General features: G+C 71.5%; 15 protein-coding genes. 1 reads left to right on the top strand and 14 read right to left on the bottom strand.

Going from position 1 to position 16,291, the window contains the following annotated elements:
• Window positions 1-97: 97 nt before the first annotated feature.
• The 6 genes from E6R18_RS20655 to E6R18_RS20630 all read right to left on the bottom strand — a co-directional run bounded on the left by E6R18_RS20655 (window position 98) and on the right by E6R18_RS20630 (window position 7,067).
• Window positions 98-1,492 carry a trehalose-6-phosphate synthase gene (locus E6R18_RS20655; protein ID WP_136318387.1) on the bottom strand — a complete coding sequence of 465 codons (1,395 nt, stop codon included), beginning with the start codon at window positions 1,490-1,492 and terminating at the stop codon, window positions 98-100.
• Window positions 1,493-1,509: 17 nt separating this feature from the next.
• Window positions 1,510-2,853 (bottom strand): MFS transporter, encoded by a 1,344-nt coding sequence (locus E6R18_RS20650; RefSeq protein ID WP_136318386.1) that lies wholly within the window; start codon window positions 2,851-2,853, stop codon window positions 1,510-1,512.
• A gap of 34 nt (window positions 2,854-2,887) precedes the next feature.
• Window positions 2,888-3,661, bottom strand: a complete 774-nt coding sequence (locus E6R18_RS20645; RefSeq protein ID WP_136318385.1) for a thiamine biosynthesis protein ThiG — start codon at window positions 3,659-3,661, stop codon at window positions 2,888-2,890.
• Window positions 3,662-3,820: 159 nt separating this feature from the next.
• Window positions 3,821-4,261 (bottom strand): winged helix-turn-helix domain-containing protein, encoded by a 441-nt coding sequence (locus tag E6R18_RS20640; RefSeq protein WP_136318384.1) that lies wholly within the window; start codon window positions 4,259-4,261, stop codon window positions 3,821-3,823.
• Between the two features lie 242 nt (window positions 4,262-4,503).
• Window positions 4,504-5,445: an alpha/beta fold hydrolase gene (locus tag E6R18_RS20635; RefSeq protein ID WP_168712400.1), complete on the bottom strand. Its 942-nt coding sequence runs from the start codon at window positions 5,443-5,445 to the stop codon at window positions 4,504-4,506.
• 119 nt (window positions 5,446-5,564) lie between these two features.
• Entirely contained in the window at window positions 5,565-7,067 is a 1,503-nt protein-coding gene (locus E6R18_RS20630; protein ID WP_136318383.1) for an MFS transporter, read from the bottom strand.
• Between the two features lie 129 nt (window positions 7,068-7,196).
• Here E6R18_RS20630 and E6R18_RS20625 point away from each other — a divergent pair, with 129 nt between their 5' ends.
• Complete coding sequence (locus E6R18_RS20625) at window positions 7,197-7,628, top strand: MarR family transcriptional regulator (protein ID WP_018554484.1); 432 nt, start codon at window positions 7,197-7,199, stop codon at window positions 7,626-7,628.
• Window positions 7,629-7,696: 68 nt separating this feature from the next.
• On the opposite strand, the gene E6R18_RS20620 is transcribed toward E6R18_RS20625, so the two are convergent.
• From E6R18_RS20620 to E6R18_RS20585, 8 genes are all read right to left on the bottom strand, one after another.
• Window positions 7,697-8,281 (bottom strand): NAD(P)H-dependent oxidoreductase, encoded by a 585-nt coding sequence (locus E6R18_RS20620; RefSeq protein WP_136318382.1) that lies wholly within the window; start codon window positions 8,279-8,281, stop codon window positions 7,697-7,699.
• Window positions 8,282-8,362: 81 nt separating this feature from the next.
• Window positions 8,363-8,593: an acyl-CoA carboxylase subunit epsilon gene (locus tag E6R18_RS20615; protein ID WP_136318381.1), complete on the bottom strand. Its 231-nt coding sequence runs from the start codon at window positions 8,591-8,593 to the stop codon at window positions 8,363-8,365.
• Between the two features lie 9 nt (window positions 8,594-8,602).
• Window positions 8,603-10,192 (bottom strand): acyl-CoA carboxylase subunit beta, encoded by a 1,590-nt coding sequence (locus E6R18_RS20610; RefSeq protein WP_136318380.1) that lies wholly within the window; start codon window positions 10,190-10,192, stop codon window positions 8,603-8,605.
• A gap of 7 nt (window positions 10,193-10,199) precedes the next feature.
• A complete protein-coding gene (locus E6R18_RS20605) occupies window positions 10,200-11,633 on the bottom strand; it encodes an MFS transporter (RefSeq protein ID WP_240799794.1) in 1,434 nt (477 codons plus the stop codon).
• A 59-nt stretch (window positions 11,634-11,692) separates the two neighbouring features.
• Window positions 11,693-14,002, bottom strand: a complete 2,310-nt coding sequence (locus E6R18_RS20600) for an SDR family oxidoreductase (protein ID WP_136318378.1) — start codon at window positions 14,000-14,002, stop codon at window positions 11,693-11,695.
• 2 nt (window positions 14,003-14,004) lie between these two features.
• Window positions 14,005-15,045 (bottom strand): aromatase/cyclase, encoded by a 1,041-nt coding sequence (locus tag E6R18_RS20595; protein WP_240799793.1) that lies wholly within the window; start codon window positions 15,043-15,045, stop codon window positions 14,005-14,007.
• A gap of 46 nt (window positions 15,046-15,091) precedes the next feature.
• A complete protein-coding gene (gene fabG / locus E6R18_RS20590; protein ID WP_136318377.1) occupies window positions 15,092-15,883 on the bottom strand; it encodes a 3-oxoacyl-ACP reductase FabG in 792 nt (263 codons plus the stop codon).
• Window positions 15,884-15,955: 72 nt separating this feature from the next.
• Entirely contained in the window at window positions 15,956-16,225 is a 270-nt protein-coding gene (locus tag E6R18_RS20585) for an acyl carrier protein (protein ID WP_136318376.1), read from the bottom strand.
• Window positions 16,226-16,291 lie beyond the last annotated feature (66 nt).

Below are 16,291 nucleotides of genomic sequence, written 5' to 3'. Positions count from 1 at the left end.
AATTTAACCCTCTCGGGGGCGTGGGCGGTGTCGCGGCGGAGTGCCTCGCGGTGGGGTTCCACGTGCTGCGCGTGGCACCCCACCGCGGGTCTGCGGATCAGGTGGGGAAGACCGTCGCGAGCCAGTCCTCGGCGGTCTCCGAACGCAGCAGTGCGCGGCGCTTCTCGGCCGGGCCGGTGCCGTCGGCGTCCGCGCGCAGCGCGGCCTCGATGGCGCGGCTGGTCTGGTCGATGTCGAAGGGGTCGATGCTGCGGGCGAACGGGCTCAGCTGTTCGTGCACGCCCGCGTTGGCGGACACCAGCAGCGAGGCGGAGTCGTCCAGCAGGTAGGCGGCTTCCTTGGCGAACAGGTTGAGCCCGTCGTAGGTCGAGTTGACGATCGCGGCGGTGCTCATGCGCAGCGCGGCGACGACGCAGTTGCGCGAGTCGCGTCCCTTGCCGGGCTGCAGGAGGGTCGCCACCGGCCGGTCAGGTGTGCCGAAGCGGTCGTTGACCCGGCGGATCGCCTCCTCGGTGATCTGCTGGTACGCGAGGTGCCGGGCGGAGGCGCGGCTGGGCGAGGTGCCGATGGCGACGAACCAGCAGGTCTCGGCGAGTTCCGGGGAGCGTTCCAGGGCGGCTTCGAAGGCGGCGAACCCGCGGGGCATGTTCTTCCAGAGGTCGATCCGGTCGGCCCGCACCATCACGCGCCGGCCGTCCGCCATCCGCGTCAGCCGCTCCGTCCACGACGCGGTGGCGGGTTCGTCCACCATCGTGTCCAGGACCTGGACGTCCAGCGGGAAGGGGGAGGACACCAGTCGGGTGCGGTGTCCCCGGTGTACGACGGTGTCGCCCTCGACGACGGCGTCGGGCAGGAACCTGGCGCAGCAGGCCGCGAACGCGTCCGTCCAGCGCCGGGCGTGGAAGCCGACGGTGTCGCAGGTGAGGAGGGATTCCAGGATCCGGGTGCGGACGTGTTCGGGCAGGACGGTGAAGTAGTCGGGTTCGCACCACGGCGTGCCGAGGAAGTAGGCGAGCTTGCTCTGCCTCGACGTCCTGCCGGCGGTGAAGAACTCCGGGACCAGCATGAGGTGCGGGTCGTTGATGAGGACGAGTTCGTCGGCGGTGTCGGCGGACAGGCCGGTCAGCCGTTCCGCGTACAGGCGGTTCACGGTCTCGTACCCCGCCCAGGCTTCGGCGAGCGCGCTGTCGAAGACCGGTTCGACCGACGTGTCGTGCATGTAGTGCAGGAGGCCCAGCAGCAGTTGGATGGAGACCGTGTCGTAGTGGTGGCGGCGCAGGTCCTCGTCCAGGCCCATGGGGTGCAGGGTGACCCCGCCGGCCAGTGTCACCGATGCGGGCAGGTCGCCGTCCGGAGGGGCGGTGAAGATCCAGTCGCCGCCGTGTTCGTCGAGCAGGGCGATCAGCATGGGGACGAGCCCGCCGGCGGAGCGCGGGTTGAGCTGCCCGTCCGTCCACTGGGGGCAGCTGTTGCTGCAGGTCAGAATTCTCATGTCGGCATCCTTGGTGTCTAGGAGAGCGGGCCGGCGGCGGTGGCGGGGACGCGCAGGCGGGCGAGGGCGAGGGCCGTGAGTGCCAGGGCGAGGAGCGCCAGGAGCTGGTATCCCCAGGCGCCGGGGAACGTGGCCACGAGCGGGGCGACCACCATGGCGGCGGCGCCCATCGTGGCTTCGCCGATCCCCTCCACGTAGGGGCGCAGCTGTCCTGGGACCGCTTGGGTCAGCAGCGTGCTGGCGCCGACCACGCCGAAGTTCCAGCCGAGGCCCGCCAGGACGAGGTGCGCGGTCGTCATCGTCGTGGGGCCCGTGCTGAAGCCGCCCAGCGCGCAGGCGGCCAGGGAGATCACGGCGCCGACGAGGACGACGGGCACGGGCCCGTACCGGTCGGCCAGCCGACCGACGAGGGGGGCCGGGGCGAACATCCCGACGACGTGCAGCGCCACGAAGGAACCGACCACACCGGTGCCCGCACCGTGCCGGCTGAGGTGCACCGGGGTGATCGTCATGATGCCGACCATGATGAAGTTGGCGCCGGCCAGCGCGCTCAGGGCCACCACCGCCGCCGGCTCCCGCAGTGCGGCGCCCAGCCGGACGGTGCCGCGGGTGGGTCTCGTACCGGAGGCGAGCACGCCGGCTGCCCGTCCCAGCAGGGGGGTGCGCGGGGAGCAGCCCGCCGCCAGCATGAGCGCGGAGCAGCCGAACGCCACGATGGCGACCAGGTACAGGCCGCACAGCGTCGGCAGTCCCGCGGCCCGCGCGGCGAGACCGCTGGGGCCGAGCAGCAGCGGGCTGATGACCGCGCCGACCGCGGTGGCGAGGAACACCGCACCCAGTGCCCGGCCCCGGCTCCCTTCCGGCACGGCCTGGGCCGCGGTGTAGCGGAGGAGGAAGATGGAGGAGTTGGCCGTGCCCAGCAGGGCACTGCCGGCCAGCATCCAGGCGAGGCTGCCCTGCCGGGCCGCGAGGACGACCGCCAGTGCGCCGAGGGCCCCCAGGATCAGGCCGAGGGCCAGGCCGCGTCCGCGGTGTCCGCGGCCGGCCTGGTGGGACACCAGGAGCGCACCGACCGCCGAACCGCCCAGGTGCAGGGCCACGGGCAGTCCGGCCACCGAGGCCGTGCCGGCCAGTTCGGTGGCTAGCAGGGCGCCGGCCGTTCCGCCTGCGGCGAGGCCGATGCCGGCCACGGCCGTGGTGGCGGCGACGAACGCCGGTACGCCTGGCCACGGGGCGTCCGGGCCGGCCCCGTGCGGCGGCCGGTCCGGGCCGGCCTCGCCGCCACCCGGGTGCTCCCGGGTGTCGCTGAAACCTTCTTGGCGGTTCAGTGCTCCGTCATCCTCTCGTGCGCGGGTGTGCACCGGGCCGGCGTCAGGGCGTGGGCCGGCCTGTCCCTCAAGCCGCGAGCATCTCGGGCATCGGCCCCGACTCGTAGGCGCACCGGCCCGCCGTGGTGGCGTGGCGCATGGCGAGCGCCATCTTCATCGGGTCCTTCGCCTGTACCAGGGCGGTGTTGACGAGGGTGGCCGCGGCTCCCATGCCCATGGCCTGGGCGACGTGGTGGGCGCTGCCGAGGCCGCCTTCGACGATGACGGGGATGCTCAGGGCGTCGATGATCTCCTGGATGGGCGCGGGGTCGATGATGCCGCGCCCCGAGGCCACCGGCGCCGCCATGACGCGCAGTGCCGAACAGCCCGCGTCCTGGAGGGCCATGGCGGTGGACAGGTCGGGCAGGATGAAGGGCAGCAGCGACCAGTCCTTCGCCCGCAGTTCGTGGGCCGCCTCGATGGTCTGGCGGTTGTCGGGCATGTTGTTGTCGCCGCGCACGTCCAGCTTCAGGATGTCGATGCCCCAGGAGTCCCGCAGGACGTCGGCGGTGCGCAGGGCGCCGTCCTTGGAGCGGGCGAACGAGGTGGTGCCGATCCAGGTGAACCGGTCGAGGTCGAGCGCGGCGTCCAGGTCGGACAGCAGGAGGCTGCTGCGGCGGTTGTCCGGGTCGACCGTGGTGATGAAGATGTCCGCGTCGGTGACCGTGAGGACGTCCCGCACCACGGAGACGGAGTCGTACTGCTCGATTCCGACGATGAGGCGGGAGCGGAACTCACGGGTGCCGATCCTGAGCCAGGGTTCCCCGCGGAGGTCGGTGGAGGCCGTTCGCTGAATGGTCATGGAATGATTCCCATCAGAGTGGATGGCGGAATGCCGCGAGCAACGGGTTCTTCATGTTGCCGAAACATTGGACATCGGAGGCGGCGGGCCTGTCAGCCGTTCCTGTCCGTTCTCTTTCCATCCCGCTTTCCGGAGAATGTCTTCAGCGCACTTTTTCCGTCAGGAGGGTTGAGAGGCCGGTGCGAGGATGTAACCTCTGCCCCAGGCGGTCTGGAGGACCAGACCCAGCGGCTGGATGCGCCGGCGGATGCGCATGATGTGCAGGTCCAGTGCGTTGCGGCTGATGCACGCCTGGCGTTCGCCCAGCCTGTCCAGCAGTTCCTCGCGGCACACGAGTGCCTGGAAGGAGCCGGTCAGGCTGTCCAGTAACGCCGTTTCCACTGGTGAGACCGCTACCACGCGGTCGCGGTACTTCAGGGCACCGCTCGCATCGACGGTCGGCACGGTGAACGGGTAGGACTTGGCGCGCAGGGCGGTCACCCGCGCCCGTAAGTCCTCGTTGCTGATGGGTGCCCGGGCCCAGTCCTCGCGCGCGTCGGAGCAGATCGGCGCGGGCCCGCCGCCCTCCACGATGAGCAGGCGCAGGATGCCTTCCTCCATGCATTGGCGTCTTCTGGCCGATTCCGCAGGCCAGCGCAGAAGTTTGACGTCGACTTGATCTTGTCGCACGAGGAATCGCACCCCCGGTCTCTTGATCCGTCATTGGGACTCATGGGAGGACATCGTTCGCGGTCGGCTTCCAGGAATTGCGCTGGAGCGGCGCGAGCGTACCGTGCGCATGAATCGCATGGCTGATCCGAGGGTGTATGTCGAGTTCCGGACCACCGAATTCGGTGTGTTTCTCAAGGGTTTGTCGAGCGGATGTGCAGGGGGGTTCGGGACTCCCCCGCCCCCGGGAGCGTCAGGCACTCCTCCAGGAAGGCGAGGACCCGCAGATGGTAGGTGCGGGCCGTCCGGCCGAGGCTGGTGTTGTGGCCCGCGCCGGCGAGCCGCTCGCTCCGCGCGAGCGGGGTTCCCAGCCGGTCCAGCATGGCCCGCACGGTCTCCGGGTCGCTGCGCCACCACCGCTCGTGCTCGGCGAAGGTGAACCGCACCGGCACCCGGACGTCCCGCGCCAGTCCCTCGTACGCCTGCGGCCAGTCCAGTATCTCGCGGGCCTCCCGCTCCGGGACGGGCGTGATCAGGGTGTCGGCCGAGCGGAAGGTGCCGGGCGGGTAGAGGGCCAGGGGCCCCCAGTGCATGCGGTGGGAGAGGCGGCCGCCGCGGGCGGCCAGTTGCCTGGCGGCGGGGGCCCACCGGTCGCCGATGCCGGAGACGTCCACGCCCAGCAGGCCGCCGCCCGTCCACCCGGACGCCGTGTGCAGGGCCGCGCCGCCGCCCAGGGAGTGTCCGACGAGGAGGACGCCGGCGCCGCAGGGCCGGCCGGCCCGGTAGTCGTCCAGGGCCGCGCGGAGCAGGTCCGCCTGCTCGGACAGGCCCGCGCCGCCGGGCAGTTGCGCGGCGGACCGGCCGTAACCGGGGCGGTCGAGGGCGAGTGCCGCGTAACCGCAGGAGGCGGCGAGGGTCAGCAGGGAGGTGGCCGGGTCGGCGCGGCCGTCGAAGTACCCGGCCCGCATTCCGCCGCCGTGCAGGGCCACCAGCAGGGCGCGGGGCTCGCAGGCGGGTTCGGCGAGCAGCCCGGAGAGGGCGACGCCGTTGCCGTCCAGGGTGATGGCCCGAACCGGGGGCGTGCCGGGGGCGGTTGCGGTCACGGAGGAGTTCGCCGCCTGTTGTTCGTGGTCCACGAGGTCTCCTGTGCTGCGTCGGGGAGCGGTGGCGCGTTCGGGCCGCAAACGGCAGCGACCGCCGGCGCCTCGGGGGAGGGACGCCGGCGGTCGCCGTTCATGGGGTGCAGCCGTGCGGCCTACACGGCTACGGGGGTGATGTCCGCCTCGGCCGCCTTCTCGTCCTGCTGCGGTTTGGGCAGGCGGTTGGTGAGCAGGATCAGCACACCGGCCAGCAGCAGGATGCCCACGGTCCACCACACGGCGACGGCGTAGCCGTGCACCGCCGCCTGGTTCGCGATGCCGGAGCCGCCGCTGTGGGAGGCCAGGTAGGCGGCGGCGGTGCTGGCCGCGATGGTGTTGAGCAGGGCGGTGCCGATGGAGCCGCCCAGCTGCTGCGAGGCGTTGATCATCGCCGAGGCGACACCGGTCTCGTGGTCCTCGACGCCGTGGGTGGCCAGGCTCATCGCCGGGGTGAAGGCCATGCCGAGGCCGATGCCGAACAGCAGCTGACCGGGCAGGACCAGCAGCGGGTAGGAGGAGTCCACGTCCAGCTGGGTCAGCATCAGCATGCCGAGGGCGGCGACGAAGAAGCCGGGGCCCATGATCCAGCGCGGAGCCGTCTTCGGCATCATGCGGCTGGCGATCTGGCCCGCCCCGATGAGCATGCCGGCCACCATGGGCAGGAACGCCACGCCCGACGCCAGGGCGCCGTAGCCGCGGATCTCCTGGAAGTAGTAGGTCAGGAAGAGCAGCAGGCCGAACATCGTGATCACGGCGAGTGCCTGGGAGGCGAAGACGCCGGCCCGGTTGCGCTCGGTCACGATCCGCAGCGGCAGGAGGGGCGCGCTGCTCCGCTTCTCGACCACCACGAACAGGGTGAGCAGCACGACGCACGCCACGAAGAGGGCCAGTGTGGGGGTGGCGGTCCAGCCTTCGCTGTCGGCGAGCGTGAACCCGTAGACGAGGGCGACGATTCCGGCGACGGACAGCAGGGTGCCGGCGATGTCGAGCTTCTCGCGGGGCGGGCGGCTGCCCTCGTCCCGGACGACGGCGACGGCGCCGGCCACCACGACCACGGCGAAGGCGATGTTGACGAAGAGGGACCAGCGCCAGTTGAGGTACTCGGTCAGCACACCGCCGAGGATCAGACCCACGGCGGAGCCGCTTCCGGCGATCGCGCTGAAGACGCCGAATGCCTTCGCCCGCTCCTTGGGCTCGGCGAACGTCACCGCAAGCAGGGAGAGGCCGGCCGGTGCCAGCAGGGCGCCGAACGCGCCTTGCAGGGCCCGCGCGCTCAGCAGCATCCCGGAGTTGACCGCCAGGCCGCCGAGGGCGGACGCCGCTCCGAAGCCGATGACCCCGATGAGGAAGGCGCGCTTACGGCCGATGGTGTCGCTGATCCGGCCGCCCAGGAGCAGCAGCCCGCCGAAGGCGAGCATGTAGGCGGTGATGACCCATTGCCGGTTGCTGTCGGAGATGTCGAGTGCCCGCTGCGCGGAGGGCAGGGCGATATTCACGATGGTGCTGTCCACCGACACCATCAGCTGGGCGAGGGCGATGTAGACCAGGGCCTGCCAGCGCCGGGCGTCCGGGGTGGCGGCGCCGGACTCGCGGGGCGCGGTGATCTGCTCTTCAGCCATGACGAGTTCTCACTTCTGTGACGGCAGGCCGATGGCCCTGACACATTTGTTGTGCCGACCAATGTTGTACGGCATAACGGTATGGCCTGAACGTTGGTCGGTGCAACACTGTCCCGTAGACTTCTCGGCATGACCCTGTACGGACGCCTGGTCGAACTGGATGTCTGGCTGCTCTCGGGTGCCGCCCTGCGGGCCCAGCGGCTGCTCTGCGAATACCTCGACACCACCGGTCTGCGGATGCAGCACTACCGCGTGATGGCGGGCCTGGCCGAACTCGGCGAGTGCACCCAGGCCGACCTGGGGCGGGCCCTCGGCCTGGACGCCGGAAACATGGTCGCGCTCCTGGGCGATCTGGAGGGCCGTGGAGCCGTCACCCGCAAGACGGACCCCGCCAACCGCCGCCGCAACCTCGTCAGGAGCACCGAAGAGGGCCGGAAGCTGTTCGAGGAGATGGACCGGGCCGTCGAACAGGCCAACGAGACCATGTTCGCGGCCTTCTCCCCCGCCGAGCGCGAGGACTTCCACAAGGTGCTGGTGCGCCTCGCGCAGGGCGACCAGTGAACCCGGCGGCGGTGGACCGGCGGCCTACGAGCCGTCCGCGCCGGGACGCCCCGTAGGCCCGCCGGGTCTCAGGCGCCGTACGGACGCTTCTCGCGGGCCTCGCGCAGCGAGACGCCCCACCACACCAGCTGGTCGAGGAGCGCCTTGGCGGCCGTGCTCGCCGCGGTGGGCTCCACGAGGGCGCCCGTCTCGTCGAACTGCCCCCACACGTTGTGGAAGCTCACGCAGTCGCGCACGGTGACCGCGTGCAGCTCGGCGAAGACGGGACGCAGGTGCTCCACCGAGCGCAGGCCGCCGGCCAGGCCGCCGTACGAGACGAAGCCGACCGGCTTGGCCTGCCACTGGGTGGAGTGCCAGTCGATGAGGTTCTTGAGCGAGGCCGGGTAGCTGTGGTTGTACTCCGGCGTCACCACGACGAATGCCTCGGCGGCGGCCAGGCGCGGCGACACCCGGGCCAGTTCCGCGGCCACCGAGTCGCTGGGAGAGTGCGACATCTGGTGCGGGATCGCGTGCTCGTCGAGGTCGATCAGGTCGACCTCCACGTCCGTGCGCTGCTCGGTCTGGGTGTGGAACCATCGTGCGACGGTCGGGCCGAACCGGCCCTCCCGGACGCTGCTGTTGATCACGGCGAGGCGCAGGGGTGCGGCGGACATAAATCTCCCTCTCGTACCGGTCCGGGCGGAGACGGCCGGAAGCCATTGCGCCCGAGTCTGAAAGTCGAACCAGGGCTGAAGTCAAGTCCGGCCCGGGGAGCTCACTGCGGGCGTGCGGCCCGTTCCTTGTTCCCGGCCCCAGCCCCGGGCGCCGCTGGGGCGCGGCGCGCGGTCCAGGCGGTGCCAGTTGGGTGTGCGGCGGCGGGACGGGCGAAGGGGCTGGGACGCGGCGGACCGGGCCATCAACACCACGACGAGAGCGGCGAGTTCCTCGGAAGTAGCGTAGCCGCGGATTACCTGGATGTCCGACATGGTTCTCCGTCACAGAGGAGGGTTGCCGTGCTTGCGGGAGGGCAGTTCGGCGTGCTTGTCGCGCAGCATCGCAAGGGATCCGATGAGGGTCTCGCGGGTCCTGCGGGGGTCGATGACGTCGTCCACGAGACCGCGCTCGGCCGCGTAGTACGGGTGCATGAGCTGGGTGCGGTACTCCTCGATCTTCTGCCGGCGCACCGCCTCGGGGTCGCCGGCGCTGTTGATCTCGCGGCGGAAGATGACGTTCGCGGCACCCTCCGCCCCCATCACCGCGATCTCGTTGCCGGGCCAGGCAAAAGACAGGTCGGTTCCGATGGACCTCGAGTCCATCACGATGTAGGCACCGCCGTATGCCTTGCGAATCACGACCGAAACTCGAGGCACGGTGGCGTTGCAGTAGGCGTAGAGCAGCTTCGCGCCGTGCCGGATGATGCCGTTGTGCTCCTGTTCGATGCCGGGCAGGAAGCCGGGTACGTCGATCAGCGTGACGAGCGGGATGTTGAAGGCGTCGCAGAACTGGACGAAGCGGGCCGCCTTCTCGCTGGCCTTGATGTCCAGGACCCCGGCGGTCGTGGCCGGCTGGTTGGCGACGATGCCGACGACCTCGCCGCCCAGCCGGGCCAGGACGCAGAGGCTGTTGCCCGCCCAGCCGGAGTGGATCTCGAAGAAGTCCCCGTTGTCGACGATCTCCTCGATGACGGCACGCATGTCGTAGACCCGGCCGGGATCGTCCGGGACCAGGTCGAGCAGTGCCTCGCTCCGCCGGTCGTGCGGGTCGTCGGACAGGACGGTGGGGGCGAGTTCGCGGTTGTTGGAGGGCAGCAGCCCGATGAGGTAGCGGACTTCGGCGATGCAGGTCTCCTCGTCGTCGTACGCGAAGTGCGCGACGCCCGAGGTCTCCGCGTGCACGTCCGCGCCGCCGAGCCCGTTCTGGGTGATCTCCTCGCCGGTGACCGCCTTGACGACGTCCGGGCCGGTGATGAACATCTGCGAGGTCTCGCGGACCATGAACACGAAGTCGGTCAGGGCCGGGCTGTAGGCCGCGCCGCCCGCGCACGGGCCGAGCATCACACTGATCTGCGGGATCACCCCGGACGCCCTGGTGTTGCGCTGGAAGATCCCGCCGTACCCGGCGAGCGCCGAGACGCCCTCCTGGATACGGGCCCCCGCACCGTCGTTCAGGGAGACCAGCGGCGCACCGGCCGAGATGGCCATGTCCATGATCTTGTGGATCTTCGTGGCGTGGGCCTCGCCCAGCGCCCCGCCGAAGATCCGGAAATCGTGCGCGTACACGAAGACCGTCCGGCCCTCCACCGTGCCCCAGCCGGTGATCACACCGTCCGTGTACGGCTTCTTCGCCTCCAGACCGAAACCCGTCGCCCGATGCCGCCGCAACTGCTCCACCTCATGGAACGAGCCCGTATCCACCAGCAGGGCGATGCGTTCGTGCGCGGTCAGTTTGCCCTTGGCGTGCTGCCGGTCGGTGGCGGCGGGGTCCGGGCCGTGCCGGGCCTCGTCCTTGATCAGCCGGAGTTCCTCCAGGCGCTCGTACAGCGTCCAGTCGGTACGCCGGGCCGGAGTCGTGTCGGTTACGGACATCAGTGCCTCACTCTCCTCTGGATGGTTTCTCAACCAGGGCTGGACCGTCTCTCAAGCCGCTGAGCCCGGCGAGCAGCCCGGCCACGGCGACGGCGGTGACGAGCAGGAACGCTGCACGGTCGCCGGACCGGCCGACGGCCAGCGCCGCCGCCAGGGCCGGCACGAGGACGGCGGAGATCTGGACGGCACTCTGGTAAAGGCCGACGGCGGCCGCCCGGTCGGCGGCGGCCAGCCGGGAGGTGGCCTGGGCGTTCAGCGCGGCGAAAGCCAGCACGAACCCCGCGCCGACCAGCAGCAGGACCGGCAGTACGTCCGTGGCGTAGCGCTCGGGGACCGGGTGCCGCAGACAGAGCGCGGCGCCCAGGACCGGGCCCAGCGCCCCCAGGGCGATCAGCCGGGCGGTGCCGTAACGGGCGATCAGCTTCCGGGACAGCAGCGCCGTGACGGCGAGCGGCACGCTGGCCGGCAGGAACGCCAGGGCGGTGCGCAACGGGGACCAGCCGAGGCCGGTCTGCAGCCGTGCCGTCAGGACCAGCAGCAGACCCAGGTTCACGCCGTTCAGCGCGGCGGCCCCGGCCATCGAGCGCAGCAGCGTGCGGTTGCGCAGCAGCCGCCCCTGGATCAGCGGTCGCGATCCGGTGCGTTCCGCGACGACCAGCACCGCTCCCAGCGCCACGGCCAGCGCCGGCGGACCCGCCGTACGCGCGTCGAGCCAGCCGTGCTGCGGCACCGCGACGATGCCCTGCACCAGGCACACCAGGGCACCGGTCAGGGCGAGCGCCCCGGCCACGTCGAAGGTACGCGGGGCGCCGGGCGGCGGGGCGGAGGACACCGGGCCGCGGGGTATCAGCCGTACCGCGAAGGCGAACAGGACCAGGACCACCGGCGCCGGGAAGGCGACGGTCCAACGCCAGCTCACCGCGGTCAGCGCACCGGACAGCAGCAGGCCCGCGGCGAAACCGGAACCGCCGAAGAGGGTGTAGACCGACACCGCACGCTCGCGGCTCCGCCCGGCCGGGAACTCCGAGGCGATGATCGCGAGACCGGTGGGCGCGGTCAGCGCGGCGAAGAAGCCCTTCAGCACCCGGGTGGCCACCAGCACGGCGGGCTCGTCGGTCACCCCGCCCGCCAGGGACGCCGCGGCGAAACCGAGCAGCGCCCACAGGTACACGCGGCGCCGGCCGAGCAGTTCCACCAGCCGGCCGCCGAAGAGGATGAGCCCGCCGAAGCCGGCGGCGAAGCCGGTGATCAGCCACTGCGCCCCGGTCAGCGACAGGCCGAGTGCCTGGCCCACCGCCGGCATGGCGATGACCATCGCCGACACTTCGAGGGCGTCGATGAGCATGTTCCCGGCCAGGACGAACAGCAGCCCCCACAGCCGGGGGCTCCACCGCTCCCCGTCCGCGGGCGGGGAGTTGAAGGAATCCTGAGTGCGTGTCATGGGCATCGTGCGAGCTCCTTCACTCCGTCCGCTCCCGTCCGTCCCGTCCCCACCGCCGGTCAGCCCAGGAGGGTGCCGCCGGTGGCGTCGAGGAACGCCCCGGTGACCCAGCGGGCGTCGTCGCTCGCCAGGAACGCCACCACGTCGGCGACGTCCCTCGGCTCGCCCACCCGGCCGAACGCCGAGAGCCGGGCCATCTGCTCGACGGCCTCCGGGATGTCGAAGACGGGGTTGTCATTGCGGGTGATTCCGGGCGCGACGCTGTTGATGGTGATGCCGCGCGGCGCGAGGTACTTCGCGAAGTGCAGCGCCAGCTGCTCCACGGCGCCCTTCGTCATCGCGTAGGCGATCTCCTCCGGGTTGGCGAAGTGGGTCAGCCCGGACGTGATGTTGATGACCCGGCCGCCGTCCGTCAGGTTCTTCAGCGCCCGCTGGATCGCGAAGAACGGTGCCTTGGCGTTGACGGCGAACAGCCGGTCGAACTGCTCGGGTGTCGTGGTGTCGGCCGGGACCCCGCCGCCCATGATCCCGGCGTTGTTGACGAGGATGTCCAGGTCGACGGAGCCGGTGCGTTCCTTCAGGCCCTGCTCCAGGCCGAGGAAGAGCTCATGGACGTCACCGGGCACGCCCAGCTCCGCCCGGACGGCGAAGGCCCGGCCACCGTCCTTCTCGATCGTGGCGACGACGTCGTCCGCCGCCTGGCCGCCGCTGGAGCTGTGCACGACGACGAGTGCGCCTTCCCTGGCCAGCCGCAGGGCTATGGCCCGGCCGATGCCCCGGCTGGAACCGGTCACCAGCGCCGTCTTGCCCGTGAACCTGTTCATACCTGCGTCTCTCCCATGTGAGGTGGTGTGCGGGGACTGGGTGGGGGCGGGGGTGCGGTGCGCCGTGCGGGCGATCTCGTACGCGGCCTCCGGCGCCGCCGGTTCGCCGAACCAGCGCCGCAGGGCCGCGTGCAGCCCGGCCTCGTCCGCCCCGCCGCCGGGTCCGGACGCGGCCCCCTGCTCGTCGGCCCACACGACGTATCCGTCCGGCCGGAGCAGCACGGTGGTCCCCGGGTCCGGGACCGCCGCCGGCGGGCCGCCGGTGACGAGGTCGACCCGGTCGCCCCACGGGGCCACCGCCCGCCGCAGACCGGCCGCATCGGGCGTGCCGGTGCGCAGCCGCAGCAGGCCCCGCGAGCCGTGCCCCTGGTGCCCGTGGGCCAGCCGGCGGCCCAGGAGGTCGTGGGTGCCGGGGCCGGTGTCGTAGCGGATGTCGAGGCCGGAGATCATCGCGGCGAGGTGGGCGCGGACCGGTTCCTGCCGTACGAGTTCGGCCACGACCTCCCGTACCGCCTCCACCTCGGCGCCGCCCAGGAGCAGCAGGGCCTGGGCCCTGATGTTGCCGAGGGCCCGGGAGCCCACCGCGTGCCGCTCCGTGTGGTAGCTGTCGAGCAGCCCCTCGGGGGCCCGCCCCGCCACCTGGAGGGCGAGTTTCCAGCCGAGGTTGACGGCGTCCTGGAGCCCGAGGTTGAGGGCCTGGCCGCCGATGGGCATCTGCTGGTGGGCGGCGTCGCCCGCGAACAGCACCCGCCCCTGGCGGCACCGGGCCACCTGCCGGGCGGCGTCCGCGAAGGAGTTCACCCACAGGGCCCGGCCGTGCCCGATGTCCTCCCCGGTGACCCGCTGCCAGAGGTCGCGGATCTCGGCGAACCCGGGCGCCCCGGACCGCTCCCGGGCCGGGGCGCCGAACTCGTGCGCCATCACCCGGGTCACCCCCTGCGGGTTGCGGGCCGCGATGGCCAGCCCCCGGGGCAGCCGCTGGAAGCGCCGGGCGGGGATGTCGATCCCGGTGACGTCGGCCCGGATCAGCTCCCGGCGTGCGGGGTCGCCGGGGAAGGCCGCTCCGGTCAGCCGCCGGACGGTGCTGTCCTCGCCGTCGCACGCGACGAGGTACCGGGCGCGCGTGGTTGCGCCCGCCGTCTCGGCCGTCACATGGTCCAGGTGCGTGGTCAGCCCGGTCACCTCGTGGCCGGGCCGCAGGTCCGCGCCCAGGGACAGCGCCCACTCCCGCAGGGCGGCCTCGGTGCGGGTCTGCGGGATCTTCCACTGCCCCGGATACGGCGACGGCAGGGTCAGGTCGAGCGGGATGCCGCCGAAGTGGCCCATGACGTCGTTGGGCAGGTCCCCCAGCCCGTTCAGCAGGCCGCGGCTGTCCAGGATCTCCATCGTGCGGGCGTGCAGGGTGGAGGCCCGCGACTCCGTCCCCGGCTCCGCCCGGCGCTCCAGCACCACCACCTCCGCCCCGCCGAGCCGGAGTTCGCCTGCGAGGAGCAGCCCGACCGGTCCCGCTCCGACGACGATGACGTCGCAGTCCAGGGCGGCCACGGTCAGCTCTTGCTCTCGGCGTGGCTGTTCTCCGCGTGGCTGTTCTCCGCGTGGCTGTTCTCCGCGTGGCTGTTCTCCGCGTGGCTGTTCTCGGCGTGGCTGTTCTCGGCGTGGTTGTTCTCCGCGTAGTCCTTGGCGTGGCCGAGTGTGGCGCGGCTGTTGGTGCTCAGGGCGCCGTGCACATAGGCGCGGGCGTCCTCGACCGTCGCCTCCTCGCCCAGGACGCGCGCGATGTTGGCCGTGTTGAGCACCACGGTGTGCTGGGAGACGGCGGTGACGCCGCCCTCGTCCTCCGTGAAGGTCCAGCAGCCGGTGTGCAGGGTCATGAGCGCGGGCAGCGTGATCTGCTTGTACGCGATCTTCTGGTGCGGGAAGGCCACCCGGTAGGACTTGGTGGTGTGCACCGAGCCGTCCCGGGCGCGGGTGTCCATCTCCAGGGTCTGGAGCCCGGGATCGTCCTCTTCGAAGCGTACGGAGGCCACGTGCGGCAGCCGCTCCGCCCACAGGCCCGCTTCGTTGATGAAGTCGAAGGCGTCCTCGGCCGCCCCGTCGATCCGCACGCTGTCCTCGAAGGAGAACGTCAGCTCCTTCGAGGCGTGCGCGAGTTCGACGTTGGTCTTGAGCGCGGCCAGCTCCGAGCGGGAGTTGCGGTCGACGGCCTCCTCGATCCACTTCAGGCCCTCGGGGTCGTCGCCGACGGCCCGGTAGTCGTGCAGGAGCCGGATGCGGGAGTCCCCGTCCGGGAGCGGTTCGATGATCCAGGTGCCGCCCATGGCCGCGACCGGAGGGGCGGAGACCTCCTGGCGGAAGTCGATGCGCAGCCCCTCGGGGTCGAGGGTGCGGCGGGACGTCCAGTTCTTCGCGGCGCCGTTGGCGGTGGCCCAGATCCGGATGCGCTCGTCGGTGCCGGTGCGTTCGGCCACGTCGACGTGGATGGTGGGCGGGAAGATCTGCGGCCAGTTCTCCACCTCGGCGATCAGGCGGTAGACGTCGGCCGCGGGCGCGGCCACGGTGATCTCGTGCTCGACGTGCTGGGTCGTCATGGTGTGTCTCCTGCAAGGGGTCCTGGGGAGGGGTCCTGGGGAGGGATCAGAAGTTGCCGAGTCCGCCGCAGACGTTCAGCGCCTGGGCCGTGATCGACGCGGCGGTGTCCGACGACAGGTAGCCGACGAGGCCGGCCACCTCCTCGGGGGTCGAGTAGCGGCCGAGCGGGATCTTCGCGGTGAAGCGCTTCATGATCGCGGCCTCGTCGGTGTCGTACGCCGCCGCGTAGCCCTGGCGCACCCGCTGGGCCATGGGGGTCTCGACGTAGCCGGGGCAGACGGCGTTGACGGTGATGCCGGTCGGCGCGAGTTCGTTGCCGAGGGCCTTGGTGAAGCCGACCACGCCGTGCTTGGAGGCCGAGTAGGGCGCTCCGAGGACCACGCCCTGCTTGCCGGCGGTGGAGGCGATGTTGATGATGCGGCCCCGGCTCTTGTCCCGCATGCCGCCCGCGTTGAGCACGGCACGGGTCATCCGGAAGACGCTGTTGAGGTTGGTGTCGATGACGTCGGCCCACAGCTCGTCGTCGATGTCGGCGGTGACGCCGCCACCGCTGCGCCCCGCGTTGTTCACCAGGACGTCGACGGTTCCGTAGCGCTGCACGGCGGCGCGCACGAACTCCTCGACGCCTTCCGGGGACCGGACGTCGAGCGACGCGCCGTCGATGTCCAGGCCGTCCTCCCGCAGCTCCTTGACGGTGGAGGCCACGTTCTCGGCGTTGCGCGCCCCGATGAAGACCCGGTGCCCCTGGCCGGCCAGCAGCCGGGCGACGGCGAGGCCGATTCCGCTGGTGGCGCCGGTGACGACGGCGACCCTGGTGTCCTGCGTGTCATGTGACATTGCTGCTCCCGTGAACGGTGGATGAGATGCGCGAGATACGCGAGAGGTGCGGCGGGACCGGGGCCGGCGCGGTCAGGCCGCGGCGTCGTCCGCCAGGTGCTCGTTGACGGCTCCGACCAGGGCGCGCGGGGTCGTCGCGTCGGCCAGGATGGAGTCGGAGATCGTGATGCCGTACGTGCGCTCGATCCGGCTGCTGGTCTCCAGCAGCGCCAGGGAGTCGTAGCCCAGGTCCTCGAACTCCTGGTCCAGGATGTCGGTGTCGAGGTCCACGTCCTCCGCGGCGCCGGAGCCTTCGAGCAGGATCCGCTTGAGGTCGTCGATCGTGAACGGCTGAGTGCTCACCGTCTGCCCTGCCTTCCTTCTGAGGGTTCGTACCGGTTGTGTACGGGCCAGTTGTGTACGGGAGAG

The organism is Streptomyces sp. A1277 (genome assembly GCF_004795015.1).
Lineage (GTDB): Bacteria > Actinomycetota > Actinomycetes > Streptomycetales > Streptomycetaceae > Streptomyces.
Note: the sequence above shows the minus strand (reverse complement) of the source record. Positions and strands in the feature narration are given on the sequence as shown.